Source organism: Rhodospirillum rubrum ATCC 11170 (assembly GCF_000013085.1).
Taxonomy (GTDB): Bacteria; Pseudomonadota; Alphaproteobacteria; order Rhodospirillales; family Rhodospirillaceae; genus Rhodospirillum; species Rhodospirillum rubrum.
In genome coordinates, this window is the sequence record NC_007643.1 from 2951296 (window position 1) to 2971267 (window position 19972).

A 19972-nucleotide genomic window follows, 5' to 3' on the forward strand; every position below is an offset into this window, starting at 1 on the left:
GAACCCAGGACCGTAAATAGCCTTATCTTTTTTCTACCATTCGGCCTGAGCCCAGTATCTAATAGGGATTGGAAGACCTCCCCCCACTCCTCCCCTGCGACGTGGTATTTCGTATGACGGCACGGCTCAATCCCGCAAGCGTGACGGGACTCCCGGAGAAAAGCTCCTTGATGAGCGAGCGTCCCGAGGGCAAGGCCTCCCTTCCCCGCCCCGAGGATTCGGCGGACGAAGAACTGATGGCCCTGGTCCGCGACAATGACCGCGAGGCCTTCCGCACCCTGGTCACCCGCCATATCGACCGCGTCGTCGGCGTCGCCCGCCGCGTCGTCGGCCCGACCGAGGCCGAGGACATCGCCCAGGATGTTTTCCTCAAGCTGTGGACCAACCGCGATCAATGGCAGCCCGGCGCCGGCAGCTTTCGCACGTGGCTATACCGGGTAGTGACCAACCGCTGTATCGACCATACCCGCAAGCGTACAGCAATTCCGATTGACGACGCCCCCGAAATTCCCGACGATGCTCGGGGGCCCTTGGAGAATTGTCACGCTTCCGAAACGGCAGATCGCGTCAGGCAAGCATTGCGCTTTCTCTCCGAGCCCCAGAGAATGGCCATTACCTTGTATTACAACGAGGACCTGACCGCCGCCGAAGTCGCGACCGTGATGGACCTGAGCTTGAACGCCGTGGAATCCCTGCTGAAACGCGGACGGCACAAGCTGCGTGAGTTGCTTGCCGAAAACCCGGGGCCTTAGGCTTTAAGAGCCCGACGCATTCCGAGAACGACCGCTCCGGTCTTCTTATTGATTTGGTCAGCACAAGGATTATGTGACATCTAACCGTTCCCCGGCTCCTCGCCTCAGAATCGACGGCGATTTCGGGAAACGAAGGCTTGAAGACCACCGAAGCCCCCTGGGAGGGACTTTATATGACGCCAGAAGAATTCAGGGCGTTTCTTGATATCTACGGGTCGGATCTGACGAAATGGCCCGCCGGCCGCCGCTTGGCCGCCGAACGGCTGTTGAAAACCTCCGACAGCACCATTGATATCTTCGCCGAAGCCTGCGCCTTCGAGGAACTGTTGCGCCAGCCGGCGCCACCGCTGGCCAATGCCCGGCGCGCCGCTCTGGTCGATTCGATCATGGATCGCCTGGATCCGCCGACGGAGCCCGCCAGCAAGCCGCCGCCCCTGCCCCGGCTTGTCGTCTCCGCCCCCTCGGCCACCGCGCCAAGGAAGCCCGCGCCGGTTTTGCGCGAGTCTTGGGCCTTTGGCTTGGATCGGCTTTTCTTGCCGATGCCGGGACTGATGGCGGGCTGCGCCATGGCCGGTTTGCTGATCGGCGTCGGCCTTGGACAGATGGCGGCCGGAGGGACGCTGTCTTTCATGCCGGCGATTTATGGCGGTATCGACCTTTGGTTGCGCTAACTTGCGGATCAGCCATGGCTCTTCCATCATAAACGGCGTAAACCTTGTCCATCCTTCCCCTTTGGGTCGGCGTCCGCGCCGCCACGGATCGAGCCCCCATGACTCGCTGGTTTACCGTTTCCATCGCGGCCAATCTGGTCCTTGGCGGCATCCTGCTCGGGTTGCTGATGTCGGATGGCATTCTCCATTACCGGGCGCCGCCTCCCCCGCCGCTCGGACGAGCCGATATGATCAGCGCCCTGATGCGCAAGGTGATCGTCGATGAATTCGACGAGCCGACCCGGCGCGACGCCCTTGAGGTGATCGACCAGCGGGCGCTTGACATGAAAGACGCGGTCGCCGAGATCGGCGAAGACGACCTGATGGCCACGCCCGGCCGCGACAAGGTGTCGCGCCAGTTCATCGAGGGCACCCTTGACCAGCGGGCGGTCGAGGACTGGATCGCCACCCGCCAGACCATCGGCGGCGCCCAGTTGCGCTTTATCTCCGGGGTGTTTCTTGATCTAACCTCCACCCTGGACCAGCCGGCGCGCCGCCGCCTGATCGACGCCCTGCGCCGGGAGATCGACCACGGCCCGCCGTCGCCGCCTCCGCACTCCGGCTCCTGAGTCCCCCGCCCGTCCCTCCCCCGCCTGATCGCTTTTTTCAGTGCTTGTTGCCAAAAAGATCGTCTCGATGCCCATAGCCGTGGTTGCGCTGACCTTTGCCACTTTTGGTATCTGTACCAGCGAATATGTCATCATGGGCCTGTTGCCCGAAATCGCCGGCGATCTGGCGATCAGCATTCCCCAGGCCGGGCTTCTGGTTTCGCTTTATGCGCTTGGCGTCGTCGTCGGCGCCCCGGTTCTGGCGGTGCTCACCACATCCTGGCCCAGGCGCAAAACGCTGATCGGCTTGTCGCTGGTTTTTCTGATCGGCAATCTTCTCTGCGCCATCGCCCCGACCTATGGGCTGCTGATGATCGCCCGGGTGATCACCGCGCTGTGCCACGGCACCTATTTCGGCATCGCCTCGGTGGTGGCGAGTGGATTGGTCGCCCCCGAGCGCCGGGCGCGGGCGATCGCCCTGGTCTTCATGGGCGTCACCTTGGCCAATATGCTGGGCGTGCCCTTCGGCACCGCCGTTGGTCAGGCCCTGGGCTGGCGGGCGACCTTCCTGGGCATTTGCGCCATCAATCTCGTGGCCATCCTCGCCCAGGTCTTGTGGATCCCCAAGGCCCTGCCCACCCGCCCCTCAAGCCTGGGGGCCGAGTTCCGCAGCCTGATCGATCGTCGGGTGGCGCTGTCGCTGCTGCTGTCGATGCTCAGTTCGGTCAGCCTGTTCATCGTCTTCACCTATATCACGCCGATCCTGCGCGCCGTGACCGGGGTGTCGCCCCAGGGGGTGACCTATATTCTGTTGCTCTATGGGGTTGGCCTGTCGATCGGCAGCGTCATCGGCGGCCGCCTGGGCGATCGCAGCCTGATGGGCGCGCTCGGCTGGTTGATGATCGGACTGACCGCCATTCTGGCCACCTTGCCGTTCACCCTGGGCCTACCGGTCTATGCGGTGGCCAGCCTGTTCCTGTGGAGCGTGCTGACCTTCGCCATCTGTCCGATGCTTCAAACCCTGGTGATCGATCACGCCAAGGGCGCCCCCAACCTCGCCTCGACCTTCAATCAAAGCGCCTTCAACCTGGGCAACGCCATCGGCGCCTGGGTTGGCGGCCTGCTGCTCAACGCCGGCGTCACCCTTGACGCTCTGCCCTTCGCCAGCACCCTTGTCGCCGCCTTCGCCTGCCTGATCATCGTCGTGCTCAAGGGGGCCGATCGCCGGGCCTTGGTGGTGCCGGCCCAAAGCTAGTTACCCCAATCGCCGGGCATAAGCCCGGGTCAGCGGGTCGCCGACAGGGGTAGGGGCGAACAGATCGGCCGGCTCGGCGCCAACCAGGGCCAGCAGACGCGCCTCGAAGTCCGCCTGGGTTTCGATGCGGCCGTCATCGTGAAGATGGGCGACCGCCACCCCATGCCCCTGGCTCAACACCCGGCCGACCAGCAAGGCGCGGTGACAGTCGATCGGATCGCGTTCCGCGCACATCAGGGCGATGCGATAGCGGGCCCGGCCGGCGATCACCCGATCGATCCCCCGACCAAAGGCGGCGCTTTCGGCAAGCCGATCGAAATCAACCCGCCCCCCGCCCCTCACCGGCGGATTCCCGGGCGGGGTGCCCATCTCGGGTCGGGCGCCCAATTCGGCCCCCAGGAACACATAGGCCAGACCGCAGGCGCGCAGACTGGCCTTCAAGGCCGGGCGATTGAAGGCGGGACGAAAGCGCGAGAACGGCTGCGAGCGCACATCGGCGATCGCCGTCACCCCTGCCCCGCGCACAAGGGCGAGAAAGGCCGCGATATCGTGGCTGGCATAGCCCACCGTCAGAACCCGCCCGTCCATCTACGCCCCCCGATGCCGTCGCCCCTTGAGGCTGCGGGCATAATCCCCCACTCTTGGTTACGCAACTATTCGATGCCCTTGGCGTTTCCCGATGGAGGCATTTCAGCACCCCAAAACCCCTGGGCGGCGAGCGCCCCTTTCGCCGAGATCCCTTTCCCGCGAGGCGGCGAAGACGCCGCCCGCCCTATCAATAAAGGACGTGTCAAAAACACGTTGCGCGGTATCCGATCGCGACCTGACAAACCGTTATCGGCCGTAAAATTTGGCAGGAGGTTTTTCTTTTCGGCAATACCGGAAAGATTTTACCCCTTTACCTCATCAACCAAACTGATCTCTTGTTCCGTTTTTTTTGTTGGTTTAGACCCCCCCCATTCGCGCACAGACGGATAAGGTAACGGATAAGCAATGTCTGGACCCGCTGGCATTAGAAAATCACGCACCGGCATTGCCGGCTTCGATGAACTCACGCTTGGCGGTTTGCCAACCGGCCGGCCAACCCTAGTCTGCGGCTCGGCGGGATGCGGCAAAACGCTGTTTGCCGCCACCTTCCTTGTCCATGGGGTCAAGGATTTCGACGAACCGGGCGTCTTCGTCAGCTTCGAAGAGCGCCCGGTCGATATCATCGACAATGTCGCATCGCTGGGCTTCCACCTTGACGATTTGATCGAGGAGGGCCGGGTGGTTATCGAACATATCGCCGTCGACCCTTCGGAAGTCGCCGAAATCGGCGATTACGATCTCGAGGGCCTGTTTCTCCGCCTGGAATTGGCCATCGACACCATCGGCGCCAAACGGGTGGTTCTTGATACCATCGAAAGCCTGTTCTCGGCCTTTTCCAATCCGGCCATCCTGCGCGCCGAGATCCGCCGCCTGTTCGACTGGCTCAAGGAAAAGGGGATGACCACCGTCATCACCGGCGAGCGCGGCGAAGGCTCGCTAACCCGCCAGGGCCTGGAAGAATATGTGTCCGATTGCGTCTTGCTGCTCGATCACCGGGTCGAGAACCAGATTTCAACCCGCCGCCTGCGCATCGTCAAATATCGCGGCACCAATCACGGCACCAATGAATATCCCTTCCTCATCGACGAGGATGGGTTCAGCGTTCTTCCCGTCTCCGCCCTGGGCTTAAGCCATAAGATCTATGACGAGCGGATCTCCACGGGCGTGGCCGATCTCGACGCGATGCTGAGCGGCGGCGGCTTCCACCGGGGATCAAGCATCCTGGTCTCGGGTGTCGCCGGATCGGGCAAATCATCGCTCGCCGCCAGTTTTGTCGATGCGACCTGCCGGGCCGGCGAAAGCGTGATCTATTTCTCCTTCGAGGAATCGCACGAGCAAGCGACCCGCAACATGAAATCGATCGGTATCGATCTTGGCCAATGGATGGCGAGCGGGCAACTGAAGTACATCGCGACGCGACCGACCTTCTATAGCCTGGAAATGCATCTGGCGATCGTCTTGCGCGAGGTGATCAAACTGAAGCCAAGCTTGGTCATTCTCGATCCGATTTCCGCCTTCACCGAAAGCGGCGAGCGCCTGGAGGTCCAGGGCATGCTGCTGCGGATCGTCGACTTCCTGAAGTCGCGCGGCGTGACCGGGGTTTTCACCCATTTGATGCAAAGCGGCGACAACCTTATAAAAACCGATGCCGGGCTTTCATCGTTGATGGACGCCTGGATCCTTTTGCTGAATCGGGAAGTGAACGGCGAATTCAATCGAGAGCTTTATCTTCTCAAGGCGCGCGGCATGGAGCATTCCAATCAGGTCCGCGAATTCGTGATGAGCCGATCGGGTATCTCGTTGCTGCCCCCCTATATTGGGGAAGGCGGGGCGCTGACCGGCTCGGCCCGCAAGATCGAGGAGGCCCGTCAGGCGCGGCTGGAAACCGAGCGGCGGATCGAGGCGGCGCGGCTCAAGCGCGAGATCGAGCAACGACATCGGCGCAATCGCGCCCAGATCGACCTGCTTCAGGCCGAATCCGCCGCCGATCAGATCGAACTCGATACCCTTAAAAAGCGCGAAGAGGACTACCTGAGACAGATCGAACAAGACAAACGCGATTTGGAGAAAAGTCGACGCGTCTCCTAGATCTGGCTTGATGGAATCGCGTTCGACGAGCCCCGGTCAACGCGGTTCGAGGTGGGGTGGAGGGAGGCTTGGGATATGGACATGACGATGAATAGCCCACGGAAACTAACGCTCTATGTTGCCGGGCAGACGCCCAAATCCTTGGCGGCGATTTCAAATCTCGAACGGATTTGCGCGGAACATCTGCCGGGAAAATACACCGTCGAGGTGATCGACCTCAAGAAGAACCCGCAACTGGCCCGCGAACATAGCATCGTCGCCATCCCGACCCTGGTCAGGGAATTACCCATTCCCCTGCGCAAGATCATCGGCGATCTATCCGATACCTATAAAGTTCTGGTCAACCTTCAGGTCGAAATGGATTAAAGACCTTGGACGACATGAACGATCCCGTGGTCCTCTCCGAGCTTCGCCGACGCCTTGCCGAAGCCGAGGAAACCTTGAACGCCATCCGCGAGGGCGAGGTGGACGCCCTGGTGATCGGCGAAGGCGGTGTCGACGAGGTTTTCGCCATCGGCGGCGATACGGAATCCTATCGCACCTTCATGGAGGCCATGGATACCGGCGCCGCCGCCGTCGATGAGGACGGGCGGGTGCTTTATGCCAATAGCGCGCTCTGTCGCTTGATCGATCACCCGCTGCCGACCCTTCAGGGCAAACCGCTGGTTTCCTTCTTCGACGCCCGCGCGGCGGCCGAGATCGGCCAGATGGTGGGGAAAACCGCGAACCAGCGCGAAAAGGTCGAGATTTCCTTGAAAGACGCGGCGACAAAGATGGCGCAGGTCTTTCTGGTCTCGGCCAAGCCGGTGCGTCTGGGGCTGGTCCAGGGACACGCCGTGACCTTTACCGATTTGACCGAACGCGTCAGGTCGGAGACCGCGGAACGGGCCGAACGCATCGCCGCGGCGATCATCGCCTCGGCCAATGAAATCGTCGTCGTCTGTGACCGCGTCGGCATGATCACCCATGCCAATTCGGCCGCCAGCGCCATCTATGACGGCGATCTCATCGGCAAGATGTTCGAAGACGCCATTCCTTTGACCTTCACCGACGCCCCCGATCTGATGAGCGGCGGCGCCCTGATCGATCTGGCCTTGAACGGCCAAGCGCGCCAGGGCATCGAGGCGATCGCCACCCGGGCGCCGAAGGTCAAGGACTATCTGATCAGCGCCGCCCCCCTTCAGGTGACCGAGGACCAGATCAGCGGCTGCGTTCTGACCATGGTCGATCTGTCCCAACGCAAGGCGGCCGAACACCAGCAACTTCTGCTGATGCGCGAGCTTGACCACCGCGTCAGGAATACCCTGGCCCTGGTTCTGTCGATCAGCAATCGCACCCTTTCCAACGAGGATACCCTGCAGGGGTTCCATCAGGCCTTTACCCAACGCATTCACGGCTTGGCCGCCACCCATAGCCTGCTGGCCAAGCAGGGCTGGACCAAGCTGTCGCTGCACGACATCGTCCGCGCCGAACTGGCCCCTTACGTGGAAACCGACGGAACGCGGCTGCGTCTGGAGGGCGGGGAGGTGGCGCTTATCCCCCGCGCGGCGATCGCCCTTGGCCTGATCTTCCATGAATTGGCGACGAACGCCGTGAAATACGGCGCCCTGTCGCGCGAGGGCGGGCATGTTCTCGTCGCGGTCAGGGGCCCCACCGCCGATGGCGCGGCCATGCGGGTGGACTGGGTTGAATCCGGGGGGCCGATGGTGTCTCCGCCCCAGCGCAAGGGCTTTGGTCACACCGTGATCTCCCACAGCCTCGCCTATTCCAGCAAGGGCGGGACCGATCTGAGCTTCCCGCCCGAAGGCGTGATCTGCGCCTTGCGGATTCCGATGGAAGACATTCCCTGACAGGTCACCGTTTCCGCGGTAAAGGGGGGCCCTTTAACGCGGCTTGATCCAGGCCCCGCCCCTTTTATCGGACCCCCTCCCATGCTTCGCAGACTCTATGACTGGACGATGGCTCTGGCCGCCCGGAAATCCAGCGCCGTCTGGCTGGCGGTGATCGCCTTCGTGGAAAGCTCGGTTTTCCTGGTTCCGGCCGATGTTTTGTTCCTGCCGATGGTTCTGGCCCGACCGCGACGGGCCTGGCTTTACGCCTTTATCGCCACCACGGCTTCGGTGCTGGGCGGCATCGCCGGCTGGCTTCTCGGCCATTTCGCCTTCGAGGCCATCGCCCAACCGGTCCTGGCGTTCTATGGCAAGCTCGACAGCTTCAACGCCCTGAAAGCCGCCGTCGATTATGAAACCATCGTCGTGCTGCTGATCACCTCGGGGCTGGCCCACCTGCCGCCGATCAAGGTGGTGACCATCCTGTCGGGCGCCGCCAACATCGATCTCGGCCTGTTCGTCGCCTCGGCCATCGTCGCCCGGGGCGCCCGTTTCTTCATCCTTGCCGGCCTGTTGCGACACTACGGCGACAGCGTCCGCCACTTCATCGAAAAACGCTTGGGCCTGATCACCAGCGTGGGCGCCGCGGCGCTGCTGGCGCTTTATGGGGTATATGTTCTTCTGAAGTGACGGGCGAGCAAACAGGACGCGGCGGGGCGACTCTTCTCTCCCGCCGTCACCCGCCCCGGATATCGGCCAGAAAGTCGTTCACCTTGTGGGCAAGCCCCTTGGCGTCCTCGGCCACTTGTTCGGCGGTGCGATGGACCACCCGGGCGTGGTCGCCATTCTTCACGGTGCCCGAGTAAACATCCGAGATGGCCTCGGTCACCGTTTGCGTGCCTTGGGCGACCTGCTGCACCGAGCGGGTGATTTCCTGGGTGGCGGCGGCCTGTTCCTCGACGGCTCCGGCGATCTGGGTCGAAATCTGGCTCATGGATTCGATCGTCGTCGAGATCATCGAGATCGCGGCGACGACATCGCGGGTGCCCGCCTGAACAGATCCGATCTGACCGACGATTTCCTCGGTGGCCCGCGCCGTTTGATTGGCCAGGGCCTTGACCTCGCCGGCGACCACGGCGAAGCCCTTGCCGGCATCGCCGGCCCGCGCCGCCTCGATCGTCGCATTCAGCGCCAGAAGATTGGTCTGGCTGGCGATGGTATTGATCAAGGTCACCACCTCGCCGATCCGCAGGGCGGATCGCTCCAGCGCCACGATGGTCTGCTGGCTCTGTTCGACCTGACGAACCGCATCGGCGGCGACGCTGCTTGATTGACCGACCTGACGGCTGATTTCGCCGATGGAAGAGGCCAATTCCTCGCTGGCCGAGGCGACGGTCTGAACATTGGCCGAAGTCTGGCCGGCGGCGGCGTCGACGGTGGCGGCATGGGTCGCCACCGTCTGGGCGGTATCGGTCATGATCTGGGCCTGCTCGCGCAAGCCGGAAGCGGCCTCGCCAAGAACATGGATCATCGCGGCGACCTCGCCTTCGAAGCGGTCGGCCAAACGCGCTTGCGCCTGCCGCCGGCTTTCCTGGGCCTCGCGCTCAAGGCTTTCCGACTTGCGGCTCATCTCCAGCATGGCGGCGGCGTTATCCTTGAAGATCCTCACCGCCTTGGACATGGCGCCGATCTCGTCGCGGCGATCGGTTCCGGGCACGCTCACCCCCAGGGCCCCCTCGGCCAGCCGCGTCATGGCCTGGGTCATATCGCGCACCGGTCGGACGATGGCGTTGCCAACCAGAACCGCCGTCAGCGCCGCCGCCAGCAAAATCCCCAGCCCCACCAGGATCAGGCGGATCCGCGCGGCCGAGGCCTCGGCGAGAAGGGCGGCCTCGGGCACGACCATGGCGATGCCCCAGGTCTCGGCGGCGCGGCCGATGCGAATGGGCACCATCACCATCACCGATTTCTCCCCGGTCAGGGAATCGGTGAAAACCGTCTTTTGGACCTCGGCGTCTTTGATCTTGTCCAAAGCCTCGCGAAACGCCGGGTCGTCGACCGGCTTTCCCAAAAGCTCCGGCCGCGGGGCGGCCACCCATTGACCATCGGCCGACACCACCACCGCATAACCCACGCCCATCGGCTTGAGACGGGACACCTCCTGGGCGATGCGATCAAGCCCGACATCGGCCGTGGCCACGCCCAGGGCCTTGCCGTCCTTGAGGATGGGAACGACCACCGTCGACATCAGGAAGCGATGCCCATCGACCTCGAACTCATAGGGAGGGGTGATGGACTCGCGCTTGTCGCGCAACGGCCGATAATACCAGTTCTCTTCCGCCGGATCGCCGGTCAGCGGCGTGATGGCCAGGGTTTCCGTGTCGTTGGCGCGATAGGCATAGATCAGGAACCGGCCCGTGTCATCGCCGAGGGCCGTTTTGGCATGATCGGCATCCCGACCATCGAAGTTCGGCTCGAACCCCGCGTAGACACCGGTCAAGGCCGGAGAACTGCGCAAGACCTGGAGCAGCGCCTGGGCGAACCCCTGGCGATCAAAGGAGTCGCCCAAAGCGAAAGATCGCGCCCAATCGGCATTGGTCCGAACGGTGGTCAAGGCCTCATCCAAAAGATGGCTGACCGTATTGGCCTCGGCCCGCGATTGCTCGAGCATGACTTGATAGCCAGCCTCCCGGGCGGCATCGAATTGGACAATCGAAGCGTAAAAGGTGATCGCCACCATGCCGATCGTAATAACCCCAACCAGCGGGATCAGGATTTGCTTCCGAATGGTCCCAAACAGAATGCCCATATCACGCCTATTTATAGAGAAGGGCCTTGGCAGATCGTTTGATCAACCAGAGAAGCTGTTGTATTAGAAGATCACGCCTTGATTGCACCCACCCAAAGCCTATTCGAAACCTTTGTTCTTTATAAGAAAGACCTCAAAAACTATGCAGTGAACATTTTATGTTTTTATGGATCGGGAAGGCATGGATTGAATGGACGCGGGAAAACACCCCTCACGCACAGATCCCGCACCATCAAAGCTGAAAAAAGGGGAAAAGCGCCTGCGCGGAAGGCAAGCGCAAGTCAAATCCCGGGCCGGAAAAGAAACATCAGCCCCGGAAATGACGAAACCCCAAGGTTTCCCTTGGGGTTTCGATGGTGGGCGGTACTGGGATTGAACCAGTGACCCCTACGATGTCAACGTAGTGCTCTCCCGCTGAGCTAACCGCCCTATTCACCAGCCTTGCTGGCCGGAGGAGGAGCTTTTAGCCTCGCTGCGGGGGCATTGCAAGCCCCTTTTTCGAGTTTTTTTCATGAAACGGTCGCTTGCGCCAAAAAGGCCGGTGATCGGGGGGTGCTTCGCCAGTGGCACGGGCCGCGAACGCATCCTATAATCTGTCGCATGGACATCATGCCCGCCGGCTATCACGATCGCCCGCCCTACGAGGTGCTTGCCCCGCAACGGCAAACCCTGCCGCTCGTGCTCGCCTCGCCCCATTCGGGAACGCTTTACCCCGGGCCCTTCCGCGATCTCTCGGCGCTTGACGCCCAGGCGCTGCGGCGGTCGGAGGATACCTTCGTCGACGAGTTGTTCGCCCTCGCCCCCGACCTCGGGGCACCGCTGGTGCGCGCCACCTATCCAAGGGCCTATCTCGATCTCAACCGCGAGCCCTATGAGCTCGACCCCGAGATGTTCGAAGATCCCTTGCCCGATTACGTCAACACCACCAGCCCCCGGGTGGCCGCCGGCCTGGGCACCATCGCCAAGGTGGTCGGCACGGGCAGCAACATCTATCGCGGCAAGCTGACCTTCGCCGAGGCCCAGACGCGGATCGAGGCGCTTTACCACCCCTATCACGCCGCCCTCGCCGCCCTGGTCGAGGCGACGCGCCTGCGCTTTGGCTATGCCCTCTTGCTTGATTGTCACTCGATGCCCGCGCCCTTGCAGGGCAATCCCGATCTTGCCGCGCAGATCGTGCTTGGCGACCGCCACGGCCTGACCTGCGCGCCGGCGGTCATGGAAACCGCCGAGGCGACTTTGCGCGGCGCCGGCTATCGGGTGTCGCGCAACATGCCCTATGCGGGGGGCTTCACCACCAGCCACTATGGCCGTCCGGCGGCCGGCACCCACACCCTGCAGATCGAAGTGTCGCGGCGGCTTTACATGGACGAGATCACCCGCGAGCGGTTCCCCGCCTTTGACGACCTGCGCGACAAGCTGGCCGGCCTGATCCTGGCTTTGGGCAGCCTGCCCGCCGCCTTGCTCCAGCCCCACCCCTCCTGCTGAGCCGGCTCGGCGCGCGGCGGACAGAAAAAGGGGCCGTGGAAAAACCACGGCCCGAGTTTAGGGAGGAAACGTCCAAGAAGCAGCTCTTGGCACAGATGCGCCTCGTGCTGCATCGCAAAATTTAGGGAGCGCCCCCGCTCTTGGCAAGGAAGAAAAGAAACTGATGCCGATTGGCCGCGGCTTTCTCGGTTACCGCGGCAAAATAGACACAGCCGGCATGCTTTATTGCTTGTTCACCGGTTGGTCAGGAAACATTCCGTCTCCACCATATCCTTGCCGACAATGTGGTTTCAGTATCGCAGCGATTTTTTCTTTACCCCTTGGCGAGACTTGGCTCCCGCGCCCGGCGGAGGGGCGACTCCGACAAGCCAACCAATGGCACGGGATTTGCGTGGAATAAGGCAACCAAACGCCGCCCCCTTGCTTTGGCGAGGGGCCGAACAAAGCCTCCCTCGGCTGGACGAGGGTCTGAGCTAGGATCGCCGGTCATGCGCCCTGTCCCTTCTCTTCGTCGCGCTCTCGCCTGCGCCGCCGGCCTTTTGCTGGCGGCCCTGCCGCTTGCCGCGCGCGCCCAGACGCCGCCATCGGCGCTGTGCGCGGCGCAGACCCTGGCGCAAAACCGCAATGCCGGCTTCCCCGAACACATGCTCACCGCCATCTCGCTGGTCGAATCCGGGCGTTGGGACCGCGATCTGCGGGCAAGAATTGCCTGGCCGTGGACGGTTATGGCCGAGGGACGGGGCAGATTTTTCCAGACCAAGGCCGAGGCCCTGGCCGAAGTCCGCCTGCTTCAGGCCAAAGGCGTCGCCAATATCGATGTCGGCTGCATGCAGGTGAACCTGCGTTATCACGGCGGCGCCTTCGACAGCCTGGAGGAGGCGATCGATCCCGCCGCCAATGTCGCCTATGCGGCAAGCTTCCTGCGCCGGCTGTTCGACGACACCAACGACTGGGCCGAGGCGGTCACCGCCTATCATTCGAAAACCGAGGTCTATGCCCAACGCTATGCGGCCAAGATCAACGAGGCGTGGCTGGAAGCCCGGGCCAGCGCCCAGGGCCGCGTCCAGTTGGCCTCGCAGGCCGGTCCCGCCACCGGCCCCGCCGCCGGTGCCGCCCCCTCGGCCAGCCTGTTTTCCATGGCCCGCCCCTATGAGGGGTATTATTACGCCACCTCGGCGCCCGAACGTCTGGCCCATTTCCAGGCCGAGGCCCAGCGCCGGGCCGAGGAATCGATGGCCCGCGCCCGCGCCGCCGATGTGATCTACCAGCAGCGCCGGGCCAAGGCCCAGGCCGAACAGGCCGCCAAAGAAGAGGCCGGCCGCTCCTTCGCCGAGGGCTGGCGCGAAAAGAAACTGAAGGCGTGGCAGGCCCAACGCAACGGCGAGTCGCCGTCGTAAGGCCGCCCTTCCCCATAAAATACCGGTTGTCTCCCCCCTGGCGCAGCGAACGCTGAGTCCGCGCGTTGCCTTGCCGCAGCCCGGGCCTTCGGATGCTTCTTCCGCGCAGAAAGGGATTGTCCATGACCGCCTCGTCGCTTCGCTCGCCCCAGGCGCCGAAAAATCAGGCCAAGCCGATCGAGCAGCTTATCCCCATCCTCGACGAGACCGCCTCGTTCCTGGCGGCGCTCAAGGGGCGCACGCCGGTGGTCTTCCTTGATTTCGACGGCACCCTGGCGCCGATCGCCGAACGCCCCGAGGCGGTGGTCTTCTCGGCCGCGCGCCGCGAGGCGGTGCGCAAGCTGGCGGGCAAACTGCCCGTCGCCATCGTCAGCGGCCGCGACCGCGCCGATGTCGAAAAGCAGGTCGGCCTGCCCGGTCTGACCTATGCCGGCGGTCACGGCTTCGATATTCGCCTCGCCCCGTCGGGCAGTGCCAGCGAGGTTGCGCCCGACGATGCCGATCCGCTGGCGGCCGAGTTGGATGGTGGGTTGGCCGGGCTGGTCGAACGCCTTGACGCCATGGAGGCCGCCCTTCACGCCGGGCTCGACGGCATCGCCGGGGCCTTGATCGAACGCAAGCGCTTCTCGGTCGCCGCCCATGACCGCATGGTCGCCCCGGCCGACCGCCCGGCCTTCGCCGCCGCCCTGGAGGCGGCGCGCCGCGATCTGCGCGGACTGCGCGAGAAGGCCGGCAAGCGGCTGGTCGAATTCCTGCCCGATATCGATTGGGACAAGGGCAAGGCGGTGCTTCACCTGCGCCGCGCCCTGGGGGTGGATGGGGAGGGTTATGTCGCGGTGTTCTTCGGCGACGACCTGACCGACGAGGACGCCTTCCGCGTTCTGCCCGAGATCGATGGCATCGGCGTTCTGGTCGCCGGCGCCGACGAGGACGGCCGGGGCAGAACCAGCCACGCCTTCTTCCGCGTCGCCGATCCCGATGGGGTTTGCCGCCTGCTCAACGACATGGTGGCCTGACGCCGGCCTTCCCCCCCTCACACCACCCCTTGGGCGCGCAGATCGGCGATTTCGGCCTCGCTCAGCCCCAGCTCACCCAGAATCCGCCCGCTATCGGCGCCCAGGCGCGGCCCCAGGTGGTCGATGCGGCCGGGGGTTTCGGAAAGCTTGGGCAGAACATTGGGAACGACGATGGCGCCAAGCTGCGCCTCGATCAGCGTGACCATCGTCTGGCGCGCCTGGAAATGGGGATCGGCGAAGATATCGTCGATGGCGTTGATCGGGCCGCAGGGCACCTCGCCGGCATGGCACAACGCCAGAACCTCGGTCCGCGCCAAAGCCCCCGTCCAGGCGCTCACCAGGGCATCGACGGCGGCCCGCTCGGCCAGCCGTCGGGCCGTCGTCCCCCAGACCTCGGGCGAGGCCAGGGCCGGGCGCCCCATCACCCGGGCCAGCCGCTCGAACATCTTGTCATTGGTGCAGGCGATGGCCACCCAGCCGCCGCTGGCGCAGGGGAAATGGCCGTGCGGGCAGGCGTTGAGCGTTCCCGCCCCCTCGGGTCCGCGCACCGCGCCCGTATAGGCATAGGCCGGGGCCAGTTCATCAAGCACGCGGAACACGCTTTCATACAGCGCGATATCGACCTGCTGGCCGCGCCCGGTCGCGTCGCGGTGACGCAGGGCGCTCAACACGCCAAAGGCGCCAAACAGGCCGCTCATATAGTCGCCCAGCGAGGTTGATCCCGGCGTCACCGGCGGCCCGCCGGGCAGGCCCGCCAGATGGGTCAGCCCGCCGAAGGCGTGGGCGATGCGGGCGAACCCCGGATAGTCGCGATAGGGGCCGTCCTGGCCATAGCCCGACACCCGCAGCATCACCAAGCCGGGGTTGATCGCCGATAAAACCTCCCAGCCCAGCCCCCATTTCTCCAGCGTTCCCGGGCGAAAGTTCTCGCACAGCACATCGGCGCCGGCGACCAGCTTGCGGAACACCTCGGCACCTTGCGGCTTGCGCAGATCCAAGGTGAGAGAGGCCTTGTTGCGCCCCTCCGACAGCCAAGCCAGGCTGTCGCCGCGCTCGGTCATCGTGCCGAAGCGGCGAAAGGGATCGCCGCCCGCGGGGTGTTCGATCTTGATGACCTCGGCGCCGAATTCGCCAAGCAAGCCGGCGGCGAAGGGGGCGGCGATGAAGGTGGCGGCGTCAAGCACGCGCAAACCGGCAAGCGGCCGGACCGGGGCGGCGGGCGGCGGCGGAGGGGAAACGGTCATGACGGGGCATCCGGTGGCAAGTCAAGGGGCGAAGCGGCGCGGCGGCGGGCGATCAGCAGGCGCGGCAGGACAAGTCCCAGGGCCGCCATTTCGCGCAAGACGCCGAAAATCGCCCGCCGGTTCCGCCAGCCGCCGGCCGGGCACGGGGTGGGCGCGGCGCGCAACCGCAGATGATCGCCCGCCACGGCGCGAAAGCTCAACAACGCCCGGGGCATATGGCTGGGATCGGTCACCAGCAGCACCCGGCCGATTCTGGCGGCGCGCAGCAGCGGCAGGCTATGGCGGGCGTTGCCCAGGGTATCAAGCGCCCGGTCCTCCAGGATCAGGCGCTCGGCGGCGATGCCCGCGCCCAAAGCCAGGGTCGCCATCACCCAGGCCTCGTCCAAGGGGCCGCCGGTGGCGCCGCCGCTGAGCAACAAACGGGCGGCGGGATGGCGGCGCGCCAGGGCCACCCCATGAAGAACCCGCCGTTCCAGCGCCGGGGACGGGCGTCCGTCACCAAGCACCCGCGCGCCGAGTACGACGACGGCGCAGCCCTCGCCCGCCCGTCCGGCAGGCGGGAAAGCCCGATCCGTTTCTTCAGCGACATGACATAGCGTATTTCGGCGAGGTCTCACGGTAGACAATCGCTCCAAATATCTGGATTATTAAGGCCATCCCGCGCCCGGCACCGCCGCCGCGCCCAATCCGCAACGATAGCAAGAGCATCGATGGCATCCATAGGGCCAATCACCCTCTTCCGGGAAAAAACCTCGGTTCACACCTTCGACGATGAGCCGGAGCTTCCCGATCAGGACACCTCTTTCACGATCCGCTCCAATCGGGTTGTCCTGGAGTTGGCCGCTTCGCACCGCAAAAGCCAAGTGGTCGTGCGCGGTCAAACCATCGCCGCGACGCTGCGCCTCAGCGCCCTGGTGATCGATCACTTCCTGCGCGATTCCCAGGTTTTCCAGCGATCCGTGCCGATCGACTGGGCCGATCTGTGGGCGCGCAAGCAAAGCGATTTCGAGCGGCGCCATCACCCGGAATCCTGGGTTTCCATTCATGCCGACGGCCGGGCCGCCTTTGTCACCCGCGGTTCGGAAGCCATCGACATGATCGAAGAGGTGGCCAAGGGCCAGGATCTGACCAATGATCTGATCAAGACCGCCACCTGGAATTTGCTGGGCAAGGCCGAAGATATCGTTGTCCGCCACGAAAGCCAGACCGCCGTCGTCTTCTCGCCCTTTCCCACCCATCTGCGGGCGGCGGTGCTCGAACGCCGGGGCGGGCGCACCGGTTCCTTTTCCGTCTCGGCCTTTCACCAAACCGATCGCAAGATCCGTCTTAGCGCCTTCATCAATTTCCTGGCCGATCTGGTCGAGGCGATCACGCTGAAGGAATTGATGGAACGCGCCCGTCCGGCCGGCGCCGGCGAAGAGGCCGGGCCCGTGGCCTCGCCGATCCCCCTTGACCAGATCGACGCCACCATCGAACGCCGCAAGCATTGCGCCGAATTCGTCGCCGCCTTCGAGCGCGCCAACAAGGTGCAGTACCGGCCCGAACGCCCGCAGCTCATCGGATGACGAAACCGCGCGGCAATACCGAGGTGCTTCTGGAAGCCCTGCCCCCGGCGGGGCGGGCGCTGGTCGATGTCGGTTGCGGCGATGGCGCCCTGGCCCGGGTGCTGGCCGCCAAGGGGGCGCGCTCGGTGCTTGGGTTTGATGTCGCCGACCGCCAGTTGGCCCTGGCCCTGGCGGCGCCGACGGTCGCGGGCGTGGCCTATGTCAAGGCCGGCGCCCAGGCGATGCCCTTGGCCGAAGCCAGCGTCGACGGCGTGATCTTCTTCAACAGCCTCCACCACATTCCCCAGCCGCTGATGGCCCGGGCCCTGGGGGAAGCCGCCCGGGTCATCCGTCCAGGCGGCCTGATCTATGTCGCCGAACCGATCGCCGAAGGCCCCAACTTCGAGATGCTCCGCCCGCTCGACGATGAAACCCAGGTCCGCGCCCAGGCCCAGGCCTGCCTTGACGGGGCCGAGGATCTTGGCCTGCGCCGGCTGCGGAGCTTCGCCTATCGCACACGGATCCGCCGCGCCTCGTTCGACGAGATCCGCCTGCGCTTCACCGCCATCCATTCAGACCGCGATCAGGCCTTCGCCGCCGTGGAACCGGCGCTGCGCTTGTCCTTCGAGCGCCTGGGCGTCGAGGACGGCACGGGCGGCCGCGTCTTTGACCAGCCGATGCGCGCGGCGCTGTTCACCCGCCCCTGACGCCCCTTCTCACGCCTCGCGCACTTCCTTGAGGAACCGCTCGACCTCGCGCTCAAGGGTGGCGCTTTCACTTTGCAGGTCGTCGGCCGACTGGAACACCCCCTGGGCCATGCGGCCGGTTTCCGAGGCCGCCTCGGCGACTCCGGCCACATTGATCGCCACCTCGCGGGTGCCCTGCGAGGCCTGATCGACATTGCGGGCGATTTCGGCGGTCGCCGCCCCTTGCTCCTCGACGGCGCCGGCGATCGCTGCGGTGAACTCGTTGATGCGGGTCATCGTCCCCGAGATCAAGGCGATCGAACTCACCGCCGCGCCGGCCTCCCCCTGAACGGCGGCGATATGGGAGGCGATATCCCGGGTCGCCCGCGCCGTCTGCCCGGCCAGGACCTTGACCTCATTGGCGACGACGGCGAAGCCTTTCCCGGCCTCACCGGCCCGGGCGCTTTCAATGGTGGCGTTCAAGGCCAGCATATTGGTCTGCGAGGCCAGGGCATTGATGACGCCGACCACGTCGCCGATCTTCTGCGCCGCCTCGCTCAGACCGCCGATCTTGTGGGTCGCCTCGGCCATCTCGTCGGTGGCGGCCCGGGTAATCGCCGCCGTTTGCTGGACCTGCGAGGATATTTCATCGATCGAGGCGGCCAGTTCGGCGCCCGCCGAGGCCACGGTCTCGACATTGGCCGTCGCGTTGGCGGTGGCGATGGCCACGGCGCCGCTCTGGCGCCCGGTCTCCTCGGCATTGGCCGACAGCGCGTTCGAGGCGCTATGCAACTGTTCGACCGCCGCCTTGATCTTGGCGATCATGGTCAGGATCGTCGCGTCGAAGCGCCGGGTCGAGTCGGCGATCTTGCGCTGGCGGGCTTCGGCGCGGGCGGCATCGGCCTTTTCGCGCTCTTCCAGGCGCTGGCGTTCCTGGGAATTGCGCTTGAAGACCTCGACGGCCTTGGCCATGGCGCCGATCTCGTCGCGGCGCTCGAGCGCCGGCACGGCGACGTCCAGGTTCCCCTTGGCCAGATCGCCCATCGCCCCGGTCATCGCCGTGATCGGCCGGGTGATCGAGCGCGAGATCGCCGCGATCAGCCCGATCATCGCCAGACCGATGGCGATCAGGGCCGCCAGCATCATCGTATGCGTACGCTCCCCCTGCCGGGTCGCCTCTTGCGCCGCCTCGGCGAAAACCGCCTGCGTCTTGACGGTGACCGCCTCGATGATCGGTTCGACCTCGGCGAAAACCTCGCTCAGGGTCTTCACCGCGGCCGTCAGCTCTTGACGGGTGGTGACATAGCTCAGGAAGCTCTGGCGATAATCGGCAAGACGCTGGGTGAATTCCGCCTTATCGGCCGAATTGAGCGGAGCGCCCTCGAGAAGGCTAAGGAAATTGTCCGCTTCCTTGGTGAACTTGGCGCCATAGGCCGGGTCGAGACGCAGCAGGTAGTCCTTTTCATGGCGGCGCAGACTGAGCATCGAAACCATCAGGCGCGGATCATCGGCTTGTCCGATCTTCTCCTCGATGCGATGAACAGCCTGGCGCAGGGCACCTTGCAGCCCCGCCGTCTCGTCCAGACCGAGCTTGCGGTAAAGGGAGACCACCGCGGAGAACTGCTCGACATAGCGCTGATAACCGCCTTCGATCCGACCGATGTCGGGCTCTTCCGACAGGCCGCGCAGGCGGGCCAACCCCTCGCGCACCTTGGGCGCGGTCTCGTCGATCAGGGCCCGGGCGAAAGCTTCGTCGCGACGAATCTGGAAATCCTTCTCGTGACGACGGGAATTGAGGAAGTCATAGCGAATCACCCGGGTCAGCCGTTCTTGCTCCAACGCCAAGCTTTTCGTCGCGTCAAGCCGCTCGAGGTGGTTGGCTCCCAACCATGAAAGAACGCTGACCAGGATCAGCCCGCTGATCGCGACACCGCCAATCAAAGCGATGCGGGTGGATATCTTCATTGTTGCCCTCCAAGGATGAAGACATCCTAGCAAAGCCATCAAAAAAGTATACAACC

General features: G+C 64.5%; 18 protein-coding genes and 1 tRNA gene. 13 read left to right on the forward strand and 6 right to left on the reverse strand.

Annotated features, from left to right (window positions below; genetic code table 11):
* Window positions 1–170: 170 nt before the first annotated feature.
* The 4 genes from RRU_RS13115 (at window position 171) to RRU_RS13130 (ending at window position 3265) form a co-directional block, all read left to right on the forward strand.
* A complete protein-coding gene (locus tag RRU_RS13115; protein WP_011390290.1) occupies window positions 171–752 on the forward strand; it encodes an RNA polymerase sigma factor in 582 nt (193 codons plus the stop codon).
* A gap of 173 nt (window positions 753–925) precedes the next feature.
* A complete protein-coding gene (locus RRU_RS13120; RefSeq protein WP_011390291.1) occupies window positions 926–1423 on the forward strand; it encodes a hypothetical protein in 498 nt (165 codons plus the stop codon).
* Between the two features lie 98 nt (window positions 1424–1521).
* Entirely contained in the window at window positions 1522–2031 is a 510-nt protein-coding gene (locus RRU_RS13125) for a hypothetical protein (RefSeq protein ID WP_011390292.1), read from the forward strand.
* Between the two features lie 67 nt (window positions 2032–2098).
* Window positions 2099–3265, forward strand: coding sequence for an MFS transporter (locus tag RRU_RS13130; protein WP_011390293.1), 1167 nt, complete (start codon window positions 2099–2101; stop codon window positions 3263–3265).
* Here the strand turns inward: RRU_RS13130 and RRU_RS13135 are convergent, their stop codons facing one another.
* Window positions 3266–3853 (reverse strand): DUF488 domain-containing protein, encoded by a 588-nt coding sequence (locus RRU_RS13135; protein WP_011390294.1) that lies wholly within the window; start codon window positions 3851–3853, stop codon window positions 3266–3268. It abuts the gene before it with no gap.
* Between the two features lie 405 nt (window positions 3854–4258).
* On the opposite strand from RRU_RS13135, the gene kaiC reads away from it, so the two are divergent.
* The 4 genes from kaiC (at window position 4259) to RRU_RS13155 (ending at window position 8460) form a co-directional block, all read left to right on the forward strand.
* A complete protein-coding gene (gene kaiC, locus RRU_RS13140) occupies window positions 4259–5941 on the forward strand; it encodes a circadian clock protein KaiC (RefSeq protein ID WP_011390295.1) in 1683 nt (560 codons plus the stop codon).
* An 81-nt stretch (window positions 5942–6022) separates the two neighbouring features.
* Window positions 6023–6307 carry a circadian clock KaiB family protein gene (locus tag RRU_RS13145; protein ID WP_242601291.1) on the forward strand — a complete coding sequence of 95 codons (285 nt, stop codon included), beginning with the start codon at window positions 6023–6025 and terminating at the stop codon, window positions 6305–6307.
* 14 nt (window positions 6308–6321) lie between these two features.
* On the forward strand, window positions 6322–7791 hold the full coding sequence (locus tag RRU_RS13150; protein WP_011390297.1) for a sensor histidine kinase: 1470 nt from the start codon (window positions 6322–6324) through the stop codon (window positions 7789–7791).
* An 81-nt stretch (window positions 7792–7872) separates the two neighbouring features.
* Complete coding sequence (locus RRU_RS13155) at window positions 7873–8460, forward strand: YqaA family protein (RefSeq protein ID WP_011390298.1); 588 nt, start codon at window positions 7873–7875, stop codon at window positions 8458–8460.
* A 46-nt stretch (window positions 8461–8506) separates the two neighbouring features.
* On the opposite strand, the gene RRU_RS13160 is transcribed toward RRU_RS13155, so the two are convergent.
* Together RRU_RS13160 and RRU_RS13165 are read right to left on the reverse strand one after the other, a co-directional pair.
* Window positions 8507–10579 carry a methyl-accepting chemotaxis protein gene (locus tag RRU_RS13160; protein WP_011390299.1) on the reverse strand — a complete coding sequence of 691 codons (2073 nt, stop codon included), beginning with the start codon at window positions 10577–10579 and terminating at the stop codon, window positions 8507–8509.
* 354 nt (window positions 10580–10933) lie between these two features.
* Window positions 10934–11008: transfer RNA gene (locus RRU_RS13165), tRNA-Val, on the reverse strand.
* A gap of 171 nt (window positions 11009–11179) precedes the next feature.
* On the opposite strand from RRU_RS13165, the gene RRU_RS13170 reads away from it, so the two are divergent.
* The 3 genes from RRU_RS13170 (at window position 11180) to otsB (ending at window position 14477) form a co-directional block, all read left to right on the forward strand.
* Complete coding sequence (locus RRU_RS13170) at window positions 11180–12064, forward strand: N-formylglutamate amidohydrolase (protein WP_014626403.1); 885 nt, start codon at window positions 11180–11182, stop codon at window positions 12062–12064.
* A 488-nt stretch (window positions 12065–12552) separates the two neighbouring features.
* Window positions 12553–13461 carry a transglycosylase SLT domain-containing protein gene (locus tag RRU_RS13175; RefSeq protein WP_011390301.1) on the forward strand — a complete coding sequence of 303 codons (909 nt, stop codon included), beginning with the start codon at window positions 12553–12555 and terminating at the stop codon, window positions 13459–13461.
* Window positions 13462–13583: 122 nt separating this feature from the next.
* Window positions 13584–14477: a trehalose-phosphatase gene (gene otsB / locus RRU_RS13180; RefSeq protein WP_011390302.1), complete on the forward strand. Its 894-nt coding sequence runs from the start codon at window positions 13584–13586 to the stop codon at window positions 14475–14477.
* Window positions 14478–14494: 17 nt separating this feature from the next.
* On the opposite strand, the gene RRU_RS13185 is transcribed toward otsB, so the two are convergent.
* Together RRU_RS13185 and RRU_RS13190 are read right to left on the reverse strand one after the other, a co-directional pair.
* Window positions 14495–15721: a CaiB/BaiF CoA transferase family protein gene (locus RRU_RS13185; protein WP_011390303.1), complete on the reverse strand. Its 1227-nt coding sequence runs from the start codon at window positions 15719–15721 to the stop codon at window positions 14495–14497.
* The gene (locus RRU_RS13190) at window positions 15718–16338 is read right to left on the reverse strand and encodes a YdcF family protein (protein WP_011390304.1); all 621 of its coding nucleotides are present in this window, start codon (window positions 16336–16338) and stop codon (window positions 15718–15720) included. Before RRU_RS13190 ends, RRU_RS13185 begins: the two co-directional genes overlap by 4 nt.
* A gap of 93 nt (window positions 16339–16431) precedes the next feature.
* Between RRU_RS13190 and RRU_RS13195 the strand changes: the two genes are divergently transcribed.
* Both RRU_RS13195 and RRU_RS13200 read left to right on the forward strand, forming a co-directional pair.
* Window positions 16432–17286: a hypothetical protein gene (locus RRU_RS13195; protein WP_011390305.1), complete on the forward strand. Its 855-nt coding sequence runs from the start codon at window positions 16432–16434 to the stop codon at window positions 17284–17286.
* Window positions 17283–17972, forward strand: a complete 690-nt coding sequence (locus RRU_RS13200; protein WP_011390306.1) for a class I SAM-dependent methyltransferase — start codon at window positions 17283–17285, stop codon at window positions 17970–17972. The genes RRU_RS13195 and RRU_RS13200 overlap by 4 nt, the downstream gene beginning before the upstream one ends.
* 9 nt (window positions 17973–17981) lie before the next feature.
* Here RRU_RS13200 and RRU_RS13205 read toward each other — a convergent pair whose 3' ends face one another.
* Complete coding sequence (locus tag RRU_RS13205; RefSeq protein ID WP_011390307.1) at window positions 17982–19916, reverse strand: methyl-accepting chemotaxis protein; 1935 nt, start codon at window positions 19914–19916, stop codon at window positions 17982–17984.
* Window positions 19917–19972: the final 56 nt, after the last annotated feature.